This is a genomic window from Desulfosporosinus sp. FKA (genome assembly GCF_002196785.1).
Taxonomy (GTDB): Bacteria; Bacillota; Desulfitobacteriia; order Desulfitobacteriales; family Desulfitobacteriaceae; genus Desulfosporosinus; species Desulfosporosinus acididurans.
In genome coordinates this window covers 95925-112379 of sequence record NZ_NAHZ01000016.1, presented here as the reverse complement: position 1 = coordinate 112379, position 16455 = coordinate 95925, and the positions used below count along the sequence as shown (strand labels likewise).

The following is a 16455-nucleotide window of genomic DNA, read 5'->3' as shown; positions in this document are numbered from 1 at the left end:
CATTTGTAACGGTGAACAATGGAGTTGCAGATGATCCGGTTGAGGTGCCGCTGTCTACTACATAGATCTGTGCTAAGTTCAAACCTTTGCTGCCATAAGAATCTGTAGCATAGAAGTAGATATCCTGACGGCCGGTCTTGGATTCATCTGTGTCGAAGCGTTGCAGCAGAGCGCCTTGACCCAGTTCGGTAGTCATAGCTGTTGAGTTGTCAATATAGATGGTATTTCCGTCATCGGACAGATGCATACCTTTCGTGGTGTCGCTGTTAACAGCAATTGTCTTAGCCACAGGATCGACGTTTGAGGAGGTAATCGGTGTTGTTACGGTGTGGATCAGACCGTCAGCACCTTTAATGGTTACCGTCAAATTAGTGGTTGCGCTGGATACTGTAGGATCTAATTTTAATGCGACGACTTTTACCGTATCATAAGCGTTTGTGGCTGCAGACTTCATACCTTTTACGTTTGTTTCAACGGAGAAGTTTTGGCTGTTGTCAACATATGCGCCTTGAACAAAGCCAGGTGCCATCATTACTTTTGCTCCGGCGGATGTTTTTCCATAAACATAGGGGTTAGCTGCCCAAGCATCTTGCTGCGCTGTAATAGCACTGCCGGTAGCTGAGTCAAAGGCATAGATTGGTTGGGAAACCGAATCGATGGAATAGTCGTTGATATCGCTGTTTTTCACAACTGTGAAGGTTACAGATTGAGAATCAATGGCTTTGCTTGTGTCGCCGCCGAGTACTGCAGATTCATCAGCTTTGTTGATTAAATAGAAGTTAACGGTTTGGGTTCTGTTGACAGAATCTGCAAGATTGTTGCCTGCTACAATTTCAATACCTTGTCCGCCGACTGCTATAGCATTGGTTGTGGTAGTGGTTTTATCGGATTCAATGCCATTTATGCTCAGAGCATTTCCGGAAGTGGCAGCAACAACCTCATAGTTGCCGGCATTGCCTGTGAGACCGGTCATATCCATGGTACGTCCATATTGATCCTTAACAGCTAAGCCGCCATAGTTTTCACCAAAGTCTATGCGCTCATTAGCACCTTCTTGCATTGCGCCAATGACTTTGTTGCTGTCTAAGGACAAGGTGTCAGCTTTAGCAGCCGGTTGGATATTCAAGGTGATGTTGCTGGTGTGACCGGTTGTGGTGCTTGCAGTAAGGACTTGAGGAACGCTTTGATTTGTATCGCCTGAAACTGTGGTAGCTCTGACATATAAGCTGGCAGTTCCATCAGGGTTGCGTTGGAGTCCTACTTCAGAAGCATCAGAACCACTGCCGTCAAAACCATTCAACGTAACTTTTCCTGCCAGATCGGAATATTTGGTGAGTTGTTTTCCGTTTTGATCATAGGCGATAAAGGGAATTTCTTTCAGCTCACCTGAAGCAATATTGTAGGAAGGAGCCATTAAGGTGAAGGTATCAACAGCTGACTGTTTCTTTAAGGTCAGATTTAAGGTTGAAGGAGTTCCTTGGTAACTCATAGCAGTAATGGTTACAGGAAGATCGTTTTCAATGGTGTCGCTGGTTACGGTGACTTGAATTGCGGCTTTGTTGTTGTCTGAAGGATCTTTTACAACTTTAGCGATTACATAGGGGCTGGAAGATGACAATTGATCATGATTATCCCCGTTTAAGATCAAGCCGCCGCTGACAAGGCTGTAATCCGTGGTATCATTGCCGCTCATATCTTTAGCACTGTAATCGATATACCAAGTATCACTGGTGTCTCCAGCTGTGAGAGTTGCATTGTTAGCATTGGTTAAACTGTTAAGTGTAATGCTGCTTAACGTTCCAATAGCTGTAGAAGTGCTTAACGTTGCGCTTACGGAAACTCCGGAGGTTGAATCATACCCTGTGATAGCGACGGTCGGGAAGGTGATAAGACTGGTAGAGGTGGTTGGAGTTACTTTAAGCACACCAGTTGTTGGAATAGTGATAGAACCGACACCTGTTTGGAAGACAATATTATTAGCGAGATAGTTGCCTGTAATGTCATTGCCGTATTGGTCAAGAACCGTAAAGGTAGCATAACCTATACCATCTTGATTAACAGCGAGCTTATCAGAATTAATAGTGATCTTAGCAATTTTTTGCTGACTGATGGTAACATTGCTGGAGCCAAGATCGGTAGCATTATTCTTCACGTCAACACTATAGGTTCCTTCAGCGAAGTTAGCTGAACTGCTCAGTGTAGCTTCCGTATTATCGGAATTCCAAGTAGCGCTTACGGTTACAGGAGCTCCTGAATTGGTAACATTGAAGGTAACCTTGGAGGTATCAGCAGGAGCAGCGCTGAATTGTACTTTAATGCTGTTTGCGCTGACGGCTGTTACAGAAGAAACAGCTAAGTCACCTTGAGGAGGTGTAACTTGACCGGTTGCAATACCGGTGCGCACAGCGTCAGGAACAACAGCAGTTCCGCCCAGAGCCGTCACAACGCCGTCAGAAGCAAGTTTGCTGTGAACGAAGGTTGCAGCAGCCGGAACAGTTCCGTCGGTGAGGACGATAGCAGAGTCGGTTTGAGCTGCCAGAGGTGCACCGGCAAGAGCATCGATACCGGTTTTACCATTGGCGACATAGACGCTGTCAAATTTCAGGGCTGAGCTGAAATCTTGAATAACTTGGTTGTTGGTGTCGTAAGCTGTGGTTCCGAAGTGGCGGGTAGCATTCGGGAATTGAGCTTTAACAGCATCGCTGACAACGGCTGTACCACCGATCACATCAGAAGAGGCGATGCTGGAGTTTGAAGTTAAGAAAGATTGTACACTTGAAGGAACAGAATCCTTCTCAGTTAACAAAATAGGTTCATTAGCAGCGGAAGCGATGGAAGCAATGGAAAGAGCGTCTTGGTTTGACCAGCCATAAGCAACGGCTACTTTAGAAACATGAGCACCAAGCTTGATCATTTCCTTAGCGATGTTAGCGGAGGTTTCAAAACGATCGTTTCCGCCGAGGGAAACGACGGTAATACCCATCCCGGATAATTGATCAAGAACAGATTGACTGATGACAGCCGTTCCGCTGGTTACGTAAACGGTTTTCACACTAAGCTTTTGGAGCTCAGCTTTAGTATCAGCGTTCAAGGTATTTCCTGCACCTTGAAGAAGAATTGGGGCTTTAAGGAAGGTAGCGAGCGGTCCGGCAGTTAAAGCGTCAACCATGCCGTAAGAGGTGGAAGAAGCCAGAACAGCAGCACCTGTCCAGCCGGTTTGATCAGCAATAGCGACAGCAGTTTGCTCAGCAGTAGTACCGGCTAAGCGAGTAGGAACAGTCGTAGCAGCAAAAGCGTTGTAAGGAACGGCAGATAAAGCCATACCAGCAATTGCTAAGGAAGCTAAAGCCTTATTAGTCTTTTTCATGTGTAATATTTCTCCTCTCAAAGTTAGAAACGTTTTTCTTTTGGTATAACCATCTTTTGTTCCTTATTTAATAAGGAAATCGTTTAATAAGGGAATCAAAATCTGATAAGGGAAAGGGAATCAATCGAATGAACAAATGAACAATAAATGAACAATAAATGAACAATCTAATCCTTAGAGACGCTTAAATTCGCCTCTCACCTCCTTAGAAGTTTTAATATTAATCTTTAGACATTGCGCAGTATCTAAAGTATTCCACTGGAAAATTAATGGAAGCGTCCCTCCAGAAATGATTTAGGGTGAATCGCTCCAGTGGGTACCCTTTAGAAACTTGAAATAAACAAGAGAATTAAGAGGCGAGACAATAGCTTAAATTAAATGATTAAAAGTTTAAAGAAATTAAGCTATTGCTTTTTGAAGTTCTGAGCGTTTGGAAGTGTTTTTAAAGCTTTGAACTTCGGGACAAACAGATAATAACATATTAAAAACTAAAATACACTTTAAACATAATGGTTGTGTTTCCAAGTATTTCTTATTAATCGTTAATGTTCATCTATAAGGCAATAAATCTTAACAAATTCAAAAACAACTAATTAGAACTTAACAATATCTTATATATACATATAATGGAAATAATAATAACAGCTAAATTTAACCTTTGAATATTTATACAGCTTTTATTGCTTTTAACTAGAAATCATGCTTTTTTGCATTTGAAATAAAAATAGCCCGCCTAGCAGGCGGGCTATCTGTCATGTTAATCATGCAGCTTCAATTGATCCAGTTTTTAAGGCCCCCACTTCTTGTAATGTGGGTCCTTCGTTAACTTCAGGTGGGTAAACTCCCCCTTCGCCGCTAAGTATTCCAATTGGGAAAGGCGGCTTGGCGAGTTCACTATTTGTTCCTGCTGTATTAAGATCTAATCCTCTTATTAATAGTCAAAGATAAATCAATTCAATTCAATTCAATGTAGCTTATTTGATGGACTATATGATTGCCGGGCGTAATTTTGAAGATCATTTTTCACACCATGTTGCTTCTGAATTTCGTTAACCTGAGGTATCCATGAAAGTAGTTTTTCTTTAACGTCACGATCACTGACTTGATCTACCAGCAGTACTTCTTTTTCATTTAACTGTATTCCAATGCGATATTGATGATTCTCAGCATCAGTACTGACTAGAATTCCTTCAAAAGGTTCCTTTGCGTAAAGAGAATTTTGAAGGAAAGCTTCTTTACTCATTAATTGACCATTGATGTTTTCCATAATATAATCTCCTCTTCAATAGTATTTACCTAAGATATTTTGTGTTCGTTCAGGGTTTTTATGTGAATTCACCTTTGCTTGACTTTTTCACGGCAAGGAGGAATGGTATAATTAAGTGCTAAAATACAATTTTAAAAACAATGTTTGATATTTTGGAAATATAGAAGGCGAAAAGTGTCGTCTGATTACATTTTAATTATTAAAAGAGTATGATTTTGCTCAGCGGGATTTTGTTTCCGTTGACTGTGAGGAAATAGAATGAGTAAAGAATTAATTTATAGTTTAACTTTTGAACAATTAGCGGCGTATCTTTTGGAATTTGGACATAAGAAGTTCCGGGCCTTACAAGTTTGGGACTGGCTTTATCGAAAGAATGCAACACAATTTTCAGAAATGATTGACGTCCATAAAGACTGTATTCAGCTATTGACAGATCACTTTGTCATTAATTCGTTGAGAGAATATGAGAAACAGGAGTCTGAGGATGGAACAGTAAAATTTTTGCTTAAATTACGAGATGAGCATTTAATAGAAACTGTTTTAATGAGACATAAATTTGGATTGTCGGTTTGTGTTACAACCCAGGTCGGCTGTAATATGGGGTGTAGTTTTTGTGCCAGCGGCCTTTTAGTAAAAAAACGCGATTTATCCGCCGGTGAAATTGTTGAACAGATAATGGCTGTTCAGGAGTATCTTAAGAGAAGCAACCGGCAAGAACAGGTAAGTCACGTTGTAGTTATGGGAATCGGTGAACCATTTGATAATTTTTCAAATGTCGTTAATGCTATTCGGATTATAAAGGATCATAAAGGGCTGGCAATTCCCGCCCGTCATATTACTGTATCGACCAGTGGTTTAGCGGACAGAATTTATCAGTTCGCCGATGAGAATTTACAGGTAAATTTGGCAATTTCACTGCATGCTCCTTCGAACGAGCTGCGATCGCAAATTATGAAAATTAATCGGAGTTTTTCAATTCAAAGCATTATGGAGGCGCTTGACTATTATCGACAGAAAACGAAGCGAAGGGTTACTTTAGAATATATTCTGCTTAAAGATTTGAATGATAAACGGGAACATGCTCTGCAAATCGCTGAATTGATCGGAGAAAAGAAGCAGCTTATAAATGTCAACTTAATTCCCTATAACCCGGTGGAGGAACATCCCCAGTATCAACGTAGTGAGCATGAAGTAATGTTGGCTTTCTATGATACTCTAAAAAAGAAAGGTATTAATTGTAGTATCCGTCTTGAGCATGGGGCAGATATTGATGCTGCCTGCGGACAGCTGCGCAGTAAACACTGTTGCTGCTCGAGTTAGGGTGTTAGGATTACAAGATTGCCGAAGAATAACCAACAGAGTACGGGGGAAAAGGTTATGGACTACATAGTTGTCATGGACAGCGGATGTGACCTGAATGAAGATATCAAGGAGCAAATTCCTCTTCGGATAGTACCGCTTAGGGTCGTTTTAGGAGAACACGATTTTCTTGATGAAAACGTAAATTTGCAGAACTTTTTAGAAAAAGATGAAACGTACAGCAGTGGCACCGCGTACTGCCAGTCCTTCACCGAGTGGGTTTCTTAAATGGTTTAACGAAGCAGACAATATTTTTGTCGTAACTCTCTCCTCCAAAATTAGTAGTACCTATAATAATGCTGTTTTAGCCCAAACAATGTTTTTGGAACAGCAAGGTACAGGTTTTATCCATGTCTTTGATTCTCTTACCGCTTCTGTGGGAGAGACTTTGATTGGACTAAAAATTGCGGAATTGATTCAGAATAACCTAAAGAAGGGTGAGATTGTCGAGCGGGTTAATCAATATATACAGGAAATGAGGACGTTCTTCCTTCTGGATTCTTTGGAGCATTTAATTAAATCCGGACGACTGAATCGCTTTGCAGGGACAGTTGCGACTTGGCTTTCCATAAAACCCATTTTAGGTGCGTCAGATGAAGGAACCATTGACTTGATTGAGAAAGTACGAGGATCGAAAAGAGCCTTTCATCGCTTCCTTGAAGTCATTGGGGAAAAAGGAGAAAAGATGGAGGACAAAGTGTTGGGAATTGCCCATTGTAATTGTTTAGACAAGGCCTTGGCCTTAAAAGAAGAAATACAGCGACGATATAGTTTTAAAGATGTAATTATCGTAGAAATGGGAGCAACGATTTCAGCCTATGCCGATGAAGGCGGGATTTTAGTTGCATATTAATCGTTTCTTCAGCTCTTTGTCTTAATCGGGCAAAGGGCTTTTTGTTTTCATTCCATCAATATAAGTGAACTTGTTCAGCTAAATCTGAACATCAGAGCTTCGGTGACGAAAGTGTCCTATGGACAATTTCTCCGAAAGCGCCTAGCCCATAAAAAATACTATTGCGCTCAAGGATAGATTTTAACCCACCAAAGCAAGGTTGGAACCACTCTCACTTATGAAGTGGGAGTCTTGCGATTGAATAAACATTTTAATATTTGTCAATTAATATGTTAATATAGTTAACATTAATCTTAAATATATTAACATATTAATTGACATTATGAATACAAAAGCTTATTATATTCAATATAAAAGCAGTAAGTTACTTAATGAGAGGTGATAAGCTTGAATTATAAGATACCCCATCGTTGTCCGGTATGTGATCATGAATTAAAAATTAGTAAATTAACCTGTACTTATTGCCCGACTAAGATTGAAGGAGAATTCTCCTCTTGTAAGTTTTGCAGACTCCCAAGGGAACAGATTCTATTTATCGAGGCGTTTATAAAATGCCGGGGGAATATTAAAGAGGTCGAAAAAGAATTGGGGATCTCTTATCCGACGGTACGCAGCCGTTTAGACAGTGTCATTGAGGCCCTTGGCTACAGTTTAGAGAAAGAAAAAGAGCCTGTCTCTGAGAATGCAGCGATAACCAAAGAACAATTGCGGCGGCAAGAGATACTTGAGGCTCTCAATCGCGGAGAAATATCGGCGCAAGAGGCAGCATTTCAGATGAGGAAACAGAGAGGCTCAAATTTCGAAGAAGAAATAGATTAAAAAGGAGTAATTCAAATATGAGCAGCGAAAAAATGAAAATACTCGAGATGATTCAGGAGGGAAAACTAACAGCCGCGGAGGGAATGGAACTGCTTAAGGCGATGGAAGAAGAAATATCGAGTGATAGGGCTTCAGCGATGCCGGAAATCGATTTGGTTAAACCTGAAATGGCTAAGTCAAACACAGGGGATCGCTTCCTGCGGGTTCGAGTTCTAGGGGAAAAATCTCTGAAGGTTAATGTCAATGTTCCCTTGAGCCTAATACGCTCTGCGTCAAAGTTAGTGGTTTATGCTATGAGCTTTGTTCCTGCTGATAAGCGTACGGAATTAGAACAAAAAGGTCTTGATTTGCAAGCTTTGGATGTTGAGGAACTTGTCCGCTTAGTTGAAGAAACTGTGGATGGTAAGATAGTGGATGTGGAAGTATCAGATCCTCAGGAGGGCAGAATCAAGGTGGAAGTGTGTGTGGAATAATTACACCACGTTCTTGATCGTCAGAGTAAAGTTAAAATGGCACCGCTGGTTTGTATTTCCAGTTCCACTCTGGGTTGCGGATGAGTTTTGCGAAGCCTTGGCTGAATTGGCTTGGGCAGGGGAGAAGACATTAAAGTGCATTCCTTATCATAAGGATCATAAGGACCGTAAATTGTTGAGTTGGATCAATACTATTTCTCCAAGTCATCTCTTGGATGGCCTGCATAATATGGTTCTGGAATTGAGTAGACAAAAAGGCTTGGATATTATCGAGGTTGAAACGGGAGAGGTTAAGGTCAAAATTAGCTTAAAGTGAAACGGGGGTATCTAATGAAACGACCTATTTACCGTATTTTAGTCAACACGCTTGTGTTTTTAGTGGCCGCACAATTTCTCCCCATTCATGCTTCTTCACCCCTGCATTACCTTGGAGCGGGTCTAATACTCTGGATCGTAAATTTGCTGATTCGCCCAGTTTTGATTGTTTTAACCATTCCTTTAAATCTTTTGACTTTGGGGATCTTCACTCTCATCATAAATACTTGGATGATCATGCTTACGAGCGGGCTCGTACCGGGCTTTTATGTTAGGGGTTTTGGTGCTGCCTTTACAGTCTCACTGATGGTATCCCTAGCTAACTGGGGAATTAAAAGAATAAACAGCTAGTAACCTTTGAAAGTTACTAGCTGCTTTTTTGTAATGGCCTCCTTTTAGAGGTCTCCATCTGAAGTCCTGATGTTCAGCTTTAGCTGAACGAGTTCACTTTGCTTTATATTACAAGCAATTTATTATTGAATCTGTGGTTAAATAGTTTCTGCATGCTTTTTTAGTTTTTGGCTGTGGAACCATTGTAATAATTGTAAATCCCATGAAAAATAGCTGCGGCGACATTTTTTCGGAATGTGTCGTTCTGCAGTCTTGCTTCTTCATAGGGACTGGAAATAAAGGCGGTTTCGACTAAGACTGCAGGCATCGTTGTATATTTGATGACATAGAAATTTGCGTCTTTAACTCCTCGATTGTTGGTTTTTACCGTGTCGATCATTGCGCTTTGAATACTGCTGGCCAGCTGCTTGCTCTTCTCTTCTTGAGGGTTGCCATCGCAATAGTAGGTCGTTGTGCCTTGAACGGAGGGGTTGCTGAAGGAGTCGTTATGAATGGAGATAAAGAGGTCAGGATTATTTTTGGCAGCATCATCAACTCGGTCTTGAAGATCATTGATTTCCGAAAAATCACTGGCTGCGGGAGAAGGGTCATTGTCCCGGGTTAAGAGAACCTTCGCCCCTGCCTGTTGCAGGACTGAATTTAAATCTTTTGCAATGGCTAAAGTATTGTCTTTTTCATACGTTCCGTTGGGGCCGACTGCTCCGGTGTCAGGGCTTCCATGTCCAGGGTCAATCATAATGGTCTTTCCGCTTAAAGCATTGGCAGGGATTCCGGCGAAGGGATCGACAAGAACCTCTTGAGAAGGATCATAATTCGTTGGCGTTGAAGAGGAACTGCCTGAGGAGGAGTTCCCCGAAGAAGAGCTTCCCGAAGAAGAGCTTCCCGAAGAAGAGCTTCCCGAAGAAGAGCTTCCCGAAGAAGAGCTTCCCGAAGAAGAGCTTCCCGAAGAAGAGCTTCCTGAAGAAGAACTACCTGAAGAGGAATTGCCTGATGAAGGTGGCTGTGTCGAAGAAGGAAGCTGAGGAAAAGCTTTTAAATTTGAACTGTAATTTGAAGATGCCTTTCCTTCAATAATGGCTTGAGACGTTGTACTGATAATGCCTGTTCCTCCGAGAATAAAGACTTTGCCGTTCGGACTCAAGTCAATGGCAGAGGCAGAGTTTGATGTGGAGAGAGTCACATAGCTGTCTGAAACCCAACCTGTTAATGATTGATAAGTGGTCTGATACCAATCGTTTTGGTAATTAAGAAGTTCAAGCGTTGTGTCTTTAGGTATTGTCGCCAGAAGTTTTCCCGTAGAAGAGGGTGTATCCCTCAAATTTAATCCTGCTGAGGCATTGACGATTCCTTTTTTGGTGTTGTTGGAAGTCGATGAAGAGCTGTTTGAGGAAATCGTAATGTAAGCATCAGAAACCCAGCCAGTTTTAGATTGATAGGTCGTTTGATACCAGTGATTTTGATAGGTGCCAAGTTCAAGAGCAGCGCCGTTGGGGATAGTTCCCAGGAGATTCCCTGAAGAAGAAGGGCTGTCACGAAGATTTAATCCATTTGCAGCCGTAACGACGGCCGTTTTAGATGTGTTGCCTGAGGCAGAAGTGGAAGAAGTTGATGCAGGTGGCTCGACGACCATATGTAAGCGCATAACGCTGTAAACAGAGGGAGGAATATCATTTTGTTCAGTAAGCAAAAGCGGGGCCTTTTCTTTTGAGGCGAGAACTGTACCGGCTACAGCGTCCGGAAAGGTGATTCCTGAGGCTAAGAAAAGGTCATTTGATTGATAGATATCTTTCATGCTGGAAACAACTTTGGCGTTGGTGTCGTAGCGGTCTTCTCCGCCAAGACGGGTTTCGATTGTAAAGTTGTTCTTCGTCAATTCCACTGAGGGAACGACAGCTTCTCCCCCTATAACGGTGATATGTTTTGGGGCATTTTCCTTTAAGTACTTCAGGACGGAGTCGGGGAGAGTTGTTGAAGTAAGTACAACGGGAATTTGTTTAATGCCGGCATACGTCGCTGCCGACAGAGCATCCGGAAAATTATCTCCATTGACTATGATCAGAGAATCTGAAGTCAAACGCTTAGCGAGTAGAACAGATGTCTCGTAACGATCAATTCCTCCTATCCGTTCCCAGTTTAAGGATAATTGCTCCAGGCCTTTTTCAATAGCGGGTGTCAAACAAGCAGTTCCACCGAGTAAGATAATTTTCTGAGGTTTCAAGCGCTGCAGTTCTTGAACCACTCTGGGGTCAAGAGCGTCTCCTCCTGTTAAAAGGATTGGGGCATTTAGGTTAACTGCATAAGGAGTAGCTGCGATAGAGTCCGGATAATCTGAGGCCTGGCATAAAATAACAGTTTGAGCAGAATCCCACCCTTTTTGAGAAATTTTCAAGGCTGTTTCGATCTGGTCTTGTCCTGCTATTCTTTCTGTTACATAAGCTAAGGGACTTGCTTGAGTAATTATTGGTAAGGCAAATATAAGTACAAGCGAAGCTATCATCGCGATGATGATTTTTTTCACATTAATTCATCCTTTCTCCTGCCATTATGTCGATTATATCACAGAAACCCACTCTAATTGATAGAATTTGCAAAACGTAATTTTGCAAGTATTCTGTAGGTTTAGAGAAGATTTGTGCTATAATAGAGTCTAAAAATAATTATTGTCGTAATGGCAGACACCATGGATTGTGCAGATCTATAGGGAGGGGCAAATATGATAATGACGGGTGCGGAAGCGATTATCGAATCGCTGAAAAAGGAAAACGTGGATGTAGCCTTCGGCTATCCCGGCGGGGCAGTGCTGACACTATATGATGCTTTATATAAAGCGAATTTCCGGCATATTTTAACGAAACATGAACAAGGTGCCGTCCATGCTGCTGATGGTTATGCCAGAGCCACGGGAAAAGTCGGAGTTGTTATTGCCACTTCCGGTCCGGGGGCAACGAATCTGGTGACGGGAATTGCTACTGCTTACATGGATTCGATTCCAATGGTAGCAATAACGGGTCAAGTTGCCGTTCCCTTAATTGGCAGAGATTCCTTTCAAGAGGCAGATATTCGGGGAATTACAACTCCCATTACTAAACACAACTATCTGGTTAAAACCGTTGAGGAGTTGCCCCGGGCTTTAAAAGAAGCCTTCTATATTGCGCGTACAGGCCGGCCTGGTCCTGTCGTTGTAGATATAGCTAAGGATGTTTTCGCAGCTACCTTTGACTACGAATATCCTTTAGAAGTTAAGCTGCGTGGTTATCATCCTGTCTATGAGGGAAATCAAACGGTCATAAATCAGGTCTTTGAGGAAGTGAGCTCAGCCAGCAAGCCTTTGCTTTTCATCGGCGGGGGAGTCAATTTATCTGATTCCTCGTCGGAACTGAGAGAATTTGTGGAACAGAGCGGTTTTCCGGTAATTACCAGCTTAATGGGTTTAGGGTGTATTCCCTTCGACCATCCTCAATTTTTGGGAATGGTTGGAATGCATGGGACATACGCCGCAAATATGGCAACGACAGAATGCGATTTGCTTTTAGGAATCGGGGTTCGTTTTGATGATCGGGTGACAGGACTTTTGAGTGATTTTGCCTCTAAGGCTAAGATTATTCACTTTGATATAGATCCGGCGGAAATTAACAAAAATGTTATTGCTCAAATAAGGGTCATCGGAGATTTAAAATGGTCACTGCCAGCGTTAATGAAAAAAGTCGGGGGAGTATCCGGTGAATTAAAAGAACGGGTTCGGCCTTGGCGGGAAAAGGTTTTAGGCTGGAAGCAAGATTTTCCGTTGACTTATGAACACGGGAAAGACCTTGTCATGCCGCAGGCTGTGGTTGAAAAGGTCAGTCAATTGACTCAGGGTGAGGCTGTGATCGTCACGGATGTTGGGCAAAATCAAATTTGGGCGGCTCAGTTCTACGGCTTCAAATATCCGCGTCGATTTTTAACGTCAGGTGGGTTAGGAACTATGGGATATGGTCTGCCGGCTGCCTTGGGGGCTCAATGTGGTTTGCCTGATCAAAAAGTGGTTCTTTTTGTTGGCGACGGCGGTGTGATGATGAACTGTCAAGAATTAGCAACCCTTGCCGATTGCAATTTCCCAGTGGTTGTTCTGGTTCTCAATAACCAAACCTTAGGGATGGTTGCCCAATGGCAAAGAATGTTTTATGGCGGCCGTTATTCCCATACCAGCCTCAAAGGGCATACTGATTTCGTAAAGTTGGCAGAAGCTATGGGAGTAACGGGCTTGAGAGTAAGTGAGCCTGCAGAGCTGGATAAAGTTCTTGCCCAGGCTTTAGCAGTCCAGGGTCCTGTTTTAGTGGATATACGAACTCCTGAGACGGTAGACGTCCTCCCGATGGTTCCAGCGGGAGCTCGCCTGGATCAGATGATTATGGGAGGGTGAGAAGATGAAGCATACATTAGCCGTTTTGGTTGAAAACCGACCGGGCGTCTTAACACATATTTCGGGATTAATCAGCCGCAGGGCCTTCAACATCGAAAGTATAGCAGCTGGTTATACCGAAGAACCGGACACAACAAGAATTACCATTGTAGTAGAAGGGGATGAGATAGAACAAGAACAAGTTGTAAACCAGTTATCCAAATTAATTGACGTAATCAAAATCAGTGATTTAACGGCTGTTGAGTCCATCCAGCGGGAACTGGCCTTGATCAAGGTTAAAGCAAGTCTGGAGACTCGTTCGGACATTATCAATATCGTTAATATTTTCCGAGCCAGCATTGTGGATGTTAGCCGGGAGACGATGGTGATTGAGCTTTCCGGTGATGAAACTAAGATTGATGCTCTTTGTCAAGTCCTTGAAGAGGATCATGGAATTATTGAAATTGTGCGGACTGGTAAGATCGCCCTTTCACGTGGCCCTATACCGGCAAAAGCTTAGTCAGCTAATCTTGTCAATGAATCGAAGCAATCTATAGTTCAGCTTAGTGCAGTTCTTTCCGGAACCGTTTGTCGTCTGCGATATTATTTAATATTAAACAAAGCCCTGCATAATTGGTATATATCACCACTTATGCAGGGCTTATTTATAAAGACGGATAGATATTCATTGTGCAACGGGCCCCTTATTTTGAGTGAACTCGTTCACCTCTTAATATTACATAACACAGAATTGCTCCAACTTCACATATCGCAATAACAGTTCCCATGGGAACTGCGGTGTTGCCGCCTCCCAGACCAACAAGCGGGGCGACGGCTGCACCAATGACAAAAGCAAATAATCCCAGCAAGGCCGAGGCGCTTCCTGCCGAATGACCGTAATTCTCCATAGCGAGTGATGAGCCGGCTGTTGTTACAACTCCAACGCTGGATACGGCAATGAATAACGGCAGCAAAATGGCCATTAGTCCTGCTCCCAGGAGAATTGTTGTCAGTAAGCACAAACCACCCAAGGTAGCTAAGATGAGGCCTGTAATAAAGAGTTTTGTTCCGGCAATGCGGCTGGCCATTCTGCCGGCAATTTGACCAGCGATGATAATGCCCAATCCATTAATGGCAAAAAAGAGGCTGAATAATTGCGGAGACGCACCAAAAATATTTTGAATGACAAACGGGGAACCAGAGATATAGGCAAACATAGCGGCCATGACGAGTCCTTGGGGTAATGCATATCCCATAAATACTCGGTCACACATTAGATCGCGAAACGTAATTAAAACGTTCTTTAGGCCTCCTTGTGAGCGACGTTGAGGCGGAAGGGTTTCTGGTAAGGTAAAAAAGACCGCCAAGAACATAGCGATTCCTACCAGAGTTAAAACAAGAAAAACACCACGCCACGAGGTGAACTCTAAAAGCTGTCCGCCAATAATCGGAGCTACTATTGGCCCAACACCATTAATTAACATTAAAAGAGCAAAGAATCTTGTCATTTCAGGACCAGAATAGAGATCTCTAACAACAGCTCTGGAAATGGCAATACCCGCAGAACCGGCAAAACCTTGAATAAAGCGGAGTAAAATTAGTGTCCAGATGGAGGGACTGATAACGCAGAGCAACGAAGAGACGGAGTAACAGAAAAGTCCTATGAGAAGAGGCATGCGGCGTCCACGAACATCGCTCTGGGAACCCGTCAATAATTGACCAAAGGCGAGACCGAGAAGGCAGGCCGTTAGACTGAATTGAGCAAAAGAGGCGCTGGTATGCAAATCTTTAGCTAAAATAGGTAATGAAGGTAAGTACATGTCGATGGAAAGTGGTCCGAAGGCAGATAAGGCACCTAAAATAAAAGCGATCCACAGTCGGCGGGAGCGGGAGAAGGTTGCGCTGGAGATAGAATTGAGACTATTATTCAAAAATTTCCGGCCTCCTTAGTTTAAAGATTAAACCTAATCAAGAATAAAAATTTTACCTAATAAGGGTATACGTTTAGTTGCAACATCTTTCCATGTTACCTTTTCGCTGATTATAAAGTCCCATTCCCCAAATGATTAGACTAAGCAGGATGAGGGAGCTTCCAACCAGGCAGACACCCTTCCACTGCCAGAGACTCCAAGCATGCATGCCCAAAAATGATCCCAGTGAGCCTCCGATAAAATAAGTAACCATATAGACGGTATTTAACCTGCTTTTAGCTTCAGGGACTAAAGCGTATACACGTGCTTGGTTCGATATTTGGGCACCTTGAACGCCTAAGTCTAATAAAATAACACCTAATATTAGTCCCCATAAGTGTTTGCCGAATAACCAGAGGAAGCCATAGGCTACTAAGGTCACTGCCGCAGCAATTCCAACGACGATTCGGGGACCTTTTTTATCAGCTAATCGCCCGGCGACAGGAGCAAATGAGGCGCCTGCTACACCAATTAAGCCAAATAGGCCAGCGATTTCTGTACCATAGTAATAGGGCGGCTGTTTGAGGAAGAAGGCTAAGGTTGTCCAAAAGACACTAAACGTGCCGAAGAGGAGTCCCCCCATCAGAGAGGCTTCCCGCAATAAGGGGAGCTTCGTTGTATATTCCCATAAAGAATGAAGTGTTTGACGGTAAGATAAACGTGATGTAGAACCGGTCTGAGGTAAGAAAGCCCACAGCGTTAGGGCCAAACTAAACATTAGAGCCGCGGCAATATAATACATTATACGCCAGCCCCAAAGACTGCCGATAATTCCGCTGATGGTTCTGGCTAATAAAATCCCAAAAAACAATCCGCTCATGACGATTCCGACAATACGGCCCTGTTGATCGGGTCTCGCCAATTGGGCTGCCAAAGGAACAATGATTTGAGGAACGACGGTTGTTGTTCCCACGGCAAAACTGGCTGCGCCTAACATGGTGAGGTTTTTAGATATCCCTACGGACAACAAGGAGAGCGTCACTACGCCGAGTAAAATAACAATTAAGATCTTTTTTTCTTTGATATCTCCGAGCGGAACAAATAAAAAGAGACCCAAGGCATAACCTAATTGTGTAAGCGTGGAGATGCTTCCGATTTGAGCGGCAGAAGCATGGAATGTTTGAGCCATGTCAGCAAGCAGAGGCTGATTGTAGTAGAGATTAGCGACAGACAGTCCGGAACTAATGGCAAGTATCAAGAGAAGCCCTCGTGAAAGTTCGGGATGTTGTGGTTTGTCTGAAGAGTTTGTGCTCGAATTAAGGTTCATACTATCCCTCTCAGTTCTAAAGTCCTATACTTG

Annotated in this window: 14 protein-coding genes; 9 read left to right on the top strand and 5 right to left on the bottom strand. The window is 42.8% G+C overall.

The genetic code is table 11. From position 1 onward, the window contains the following. Both B5771_RS04980 and B5771_RS04975 read right to left on the bottom strand, forming a co-directional pair. Positions 1–3367 (bottom strand): cell wall-binding repeat-containing protein (locus B5771_RS04980; RefSeq protein ID WP_088186556.1); only part of this gene is annotated, 3367 nt, incomplete at its 3' end. 964 nt (positions 3368–4331) lie between these two features. Beyond that, on the bottom strand, positions 4332–4634 hold the full coding sequence (locus B5771_RS04975; protein WP_088186555.1) for a hypothetical protein: 303 nt from the start codon (positions 4632–4634) through the stop codon (positions 4332–4334). A 258-nt stretch (positions 4635–4892) separates the two neighbouring features. On the opposite strand from B5771_RS04975, the gene rlmN reads away from it, so the two are divergent. The 7 genes from rlmN to B5771_RS04945 all read left to right on the top strand — a co-directional run bounded on the left by rlmN (position 4893) and on the right by B5771_RS04945 (position 8804). Then, positions 4893–5954 (top strand): 23S rRNA (adenine(2503)-C(2))-methyltransferase RlmN, encoded by a 1062-nt coding sequence (gene rlmN / locus B5771_RS04970; protein WP_088186554.1) that lies wholly within the window; start codon positions 4893–4895, stop codon positions 5952–5954. 18 nt (positions 5955–5972) lie between these two features. After that, positions 5973–6221: a DegV family protein gene (locus tag B5771_RS24695; protein WP_242966739.1), complete on the top strand. Its 249-nt coding sequence runs from the start codon at positions 5973–5975 to the stop codon at positions 6219–6221. Next, a complete protein-coding gene (locus tag B5771_RS04965; protein WP_242966738.1) occupies positions 6178–6846 on the top strand; it encodes a DegV family protein in 669 nt (222 codons plus the stop codon). Before B5771_RS24695 ends, B5771_RS04965 begins: the two co-directional genes overlap by 44 nt. A gap of 387 nt (positions 6847–7233) precedes the next feature. Next, complete coding sequence (locus B5771_RS04960; protein ID WP_088186553.1) at positions 7234–7665, top strand: DUF2089 domain-containing protein; 432 nt, start codon at positions 7234–7236, stop codon at positions 7663–7665. A 17-nt stretch (positions 7666–7682) separates the two neighbouring features. Then, the gene (locus B5771_RS04955) at positions 7683–8138 is read left to right on the top strand and encodes a hypothetical protein (protein WP_047810080.1); all 456 of its coding nucleotides are present in this window, start codon (positions 7683–7685) and stop codon (positions 8136–8138) included. Beyond that, the gene (locus tag B5771_RS04950; RefSeq protein WP_088186552.1) at positions 8128–8454 is read left to right on the top strand and encodes a hypothetical protein; all 327 of its coding nucleotides are present in this window, start codon (positions 8128–8130) and stop codon (positions 8452–8454) included. The genes B5771_RS04955 and B5771_RS04950 overlap by 11 nt, the downstream gene beginning before the upstream one ends. Before the next feature lie 14 nt (positions 8455–8468). After that, a complete protein-coding gene (locus tag B5771_RS04945; protein WP_088186551.1) occupies positions 8469–8804 on the top strand; it encodes a phage holin family protein in 336 nt (111 codons plus the stop codon). 160 nt (positions 8805–8964) lie between these two features. On the opposite strand, the gene B5771_RS04940 is transcribed toward B5771_RS04945, so the two are convergent. After that, complete coding sequence (locus tag B5771_RS04940; protein ID WP_088186550.1) at positions 8965–11322, bottom strand: N-acetylmuramoyl-L-alanine amidase; 2358 nt, start codon at positions 11320–11322, stop codon at positions 8965–8967. A gap of 195 nt (positions 11323–11517) precedes the next feature. Between B5771_RS04940 and ilvB the strand changes: the two genes are divergently transcribed. Both ilvB and ilvN read left to right on the top strand, forming a co-directional pair. Continuing rightward, positions 11518–13206: a biosynthetic-type acetolactate synthase large subunit gene (gene ilvB, locus B5771_RS04935; RefSeq protein ID WP_088186549.1), complete on the top strand. Its 1689-nt coding sequence runs from the start codon at positions 11518–11520 to the stop codon at positions 13204–13206. Positions 13207–13210: 4 nt separating this feature from the next. After that, the gene (gene ilvN, locus B5771_RS04930) at positions 13211–13705 is read left to right on the top strand and encodes an acetolactate synthase small subunit (RefSeq protein WP_047810085.1); all 495 of its coding nucleotides are present in this window, start codon (positions 13211–13213) and stop codon (positions 13703–13705) included. A gap of 184 nt (positions 13706–13889) precedes the next feature. Here the strand turns inward: ilvN and B5771_RS04925 are convergent, their stop codons facing one another. Next, a complete protein-coding gene (locus B5771_RS04925; RefSeq protein WP_088186548.1) occupies positions 13890–15116 on the bottom strand; it encodes a multidrug effflux MFS transporter in 1227 nt (408 codons plus the stop codon). Positions 15117–15189: 73 nt separating this feature from the next. Beyond that, on the bottom strand, positions 15190–16422 hold the full coding sequence (locus B5771_RS04920) for an MFS transporter (RefSeq protein ID WP_088186547.1): 1233 nt from the start codon (positions 16420–16422) through the stop codon (positions 15190–15192). Positions 16423–16455 lie beyond the last annotated feature (33 nt).

Bases quoted from the DNA above. Each gene is read 5' to 3' on its own strand.
- B5771_RS04955 (WP_047810080.1), top strand. From the start codon at position 7,683: ATGAGCAGCGAAAAAATGAAAATACTCGAGATGATTCAGGAGGGAAAA.
- ilvN (WP_047810085.1), top strand. From the start codon at position 13,211: ATGAAGCATACATTAGCCGTTTTGGTTGAAAACCGACCGGGCGTCTTA.
- B5771_RS04920 (WP_088186547.1), bottom strand. From the start codon at position 16,422: ATGAACCTTAATTCGAGCACAAACTCTTCAGACAAACCACAACATCCC.
- ilvB (WP_088186549.1), top strand. From the start codon at position 11,518: ATGATAATGACGGGTGCGGAAGCGATTATCGAATCGCTGAAAAAGGAA.
- B5771_RS04945 (WP_088186551.1), top strand. From the start codon at position 8,469: ATGAAACGACCTATTTACCGTATTTTAGTCAACACGCTTGTGTTTTTA.
- B5771_RS04975 (WP_088186555.1), bottom strand. From the start codon at position 4,634: ATGGAAAACATCAATGGTCAATTAATGAGTAAAGAAGCTTTCCTTCAA.
- rlmN (WP_088186554.1), top strand. From the start codon at position 4,893: ATGAGTAAAGAATTAATTTATAGTTTAACTTTTGAACAATTAGCGGCG.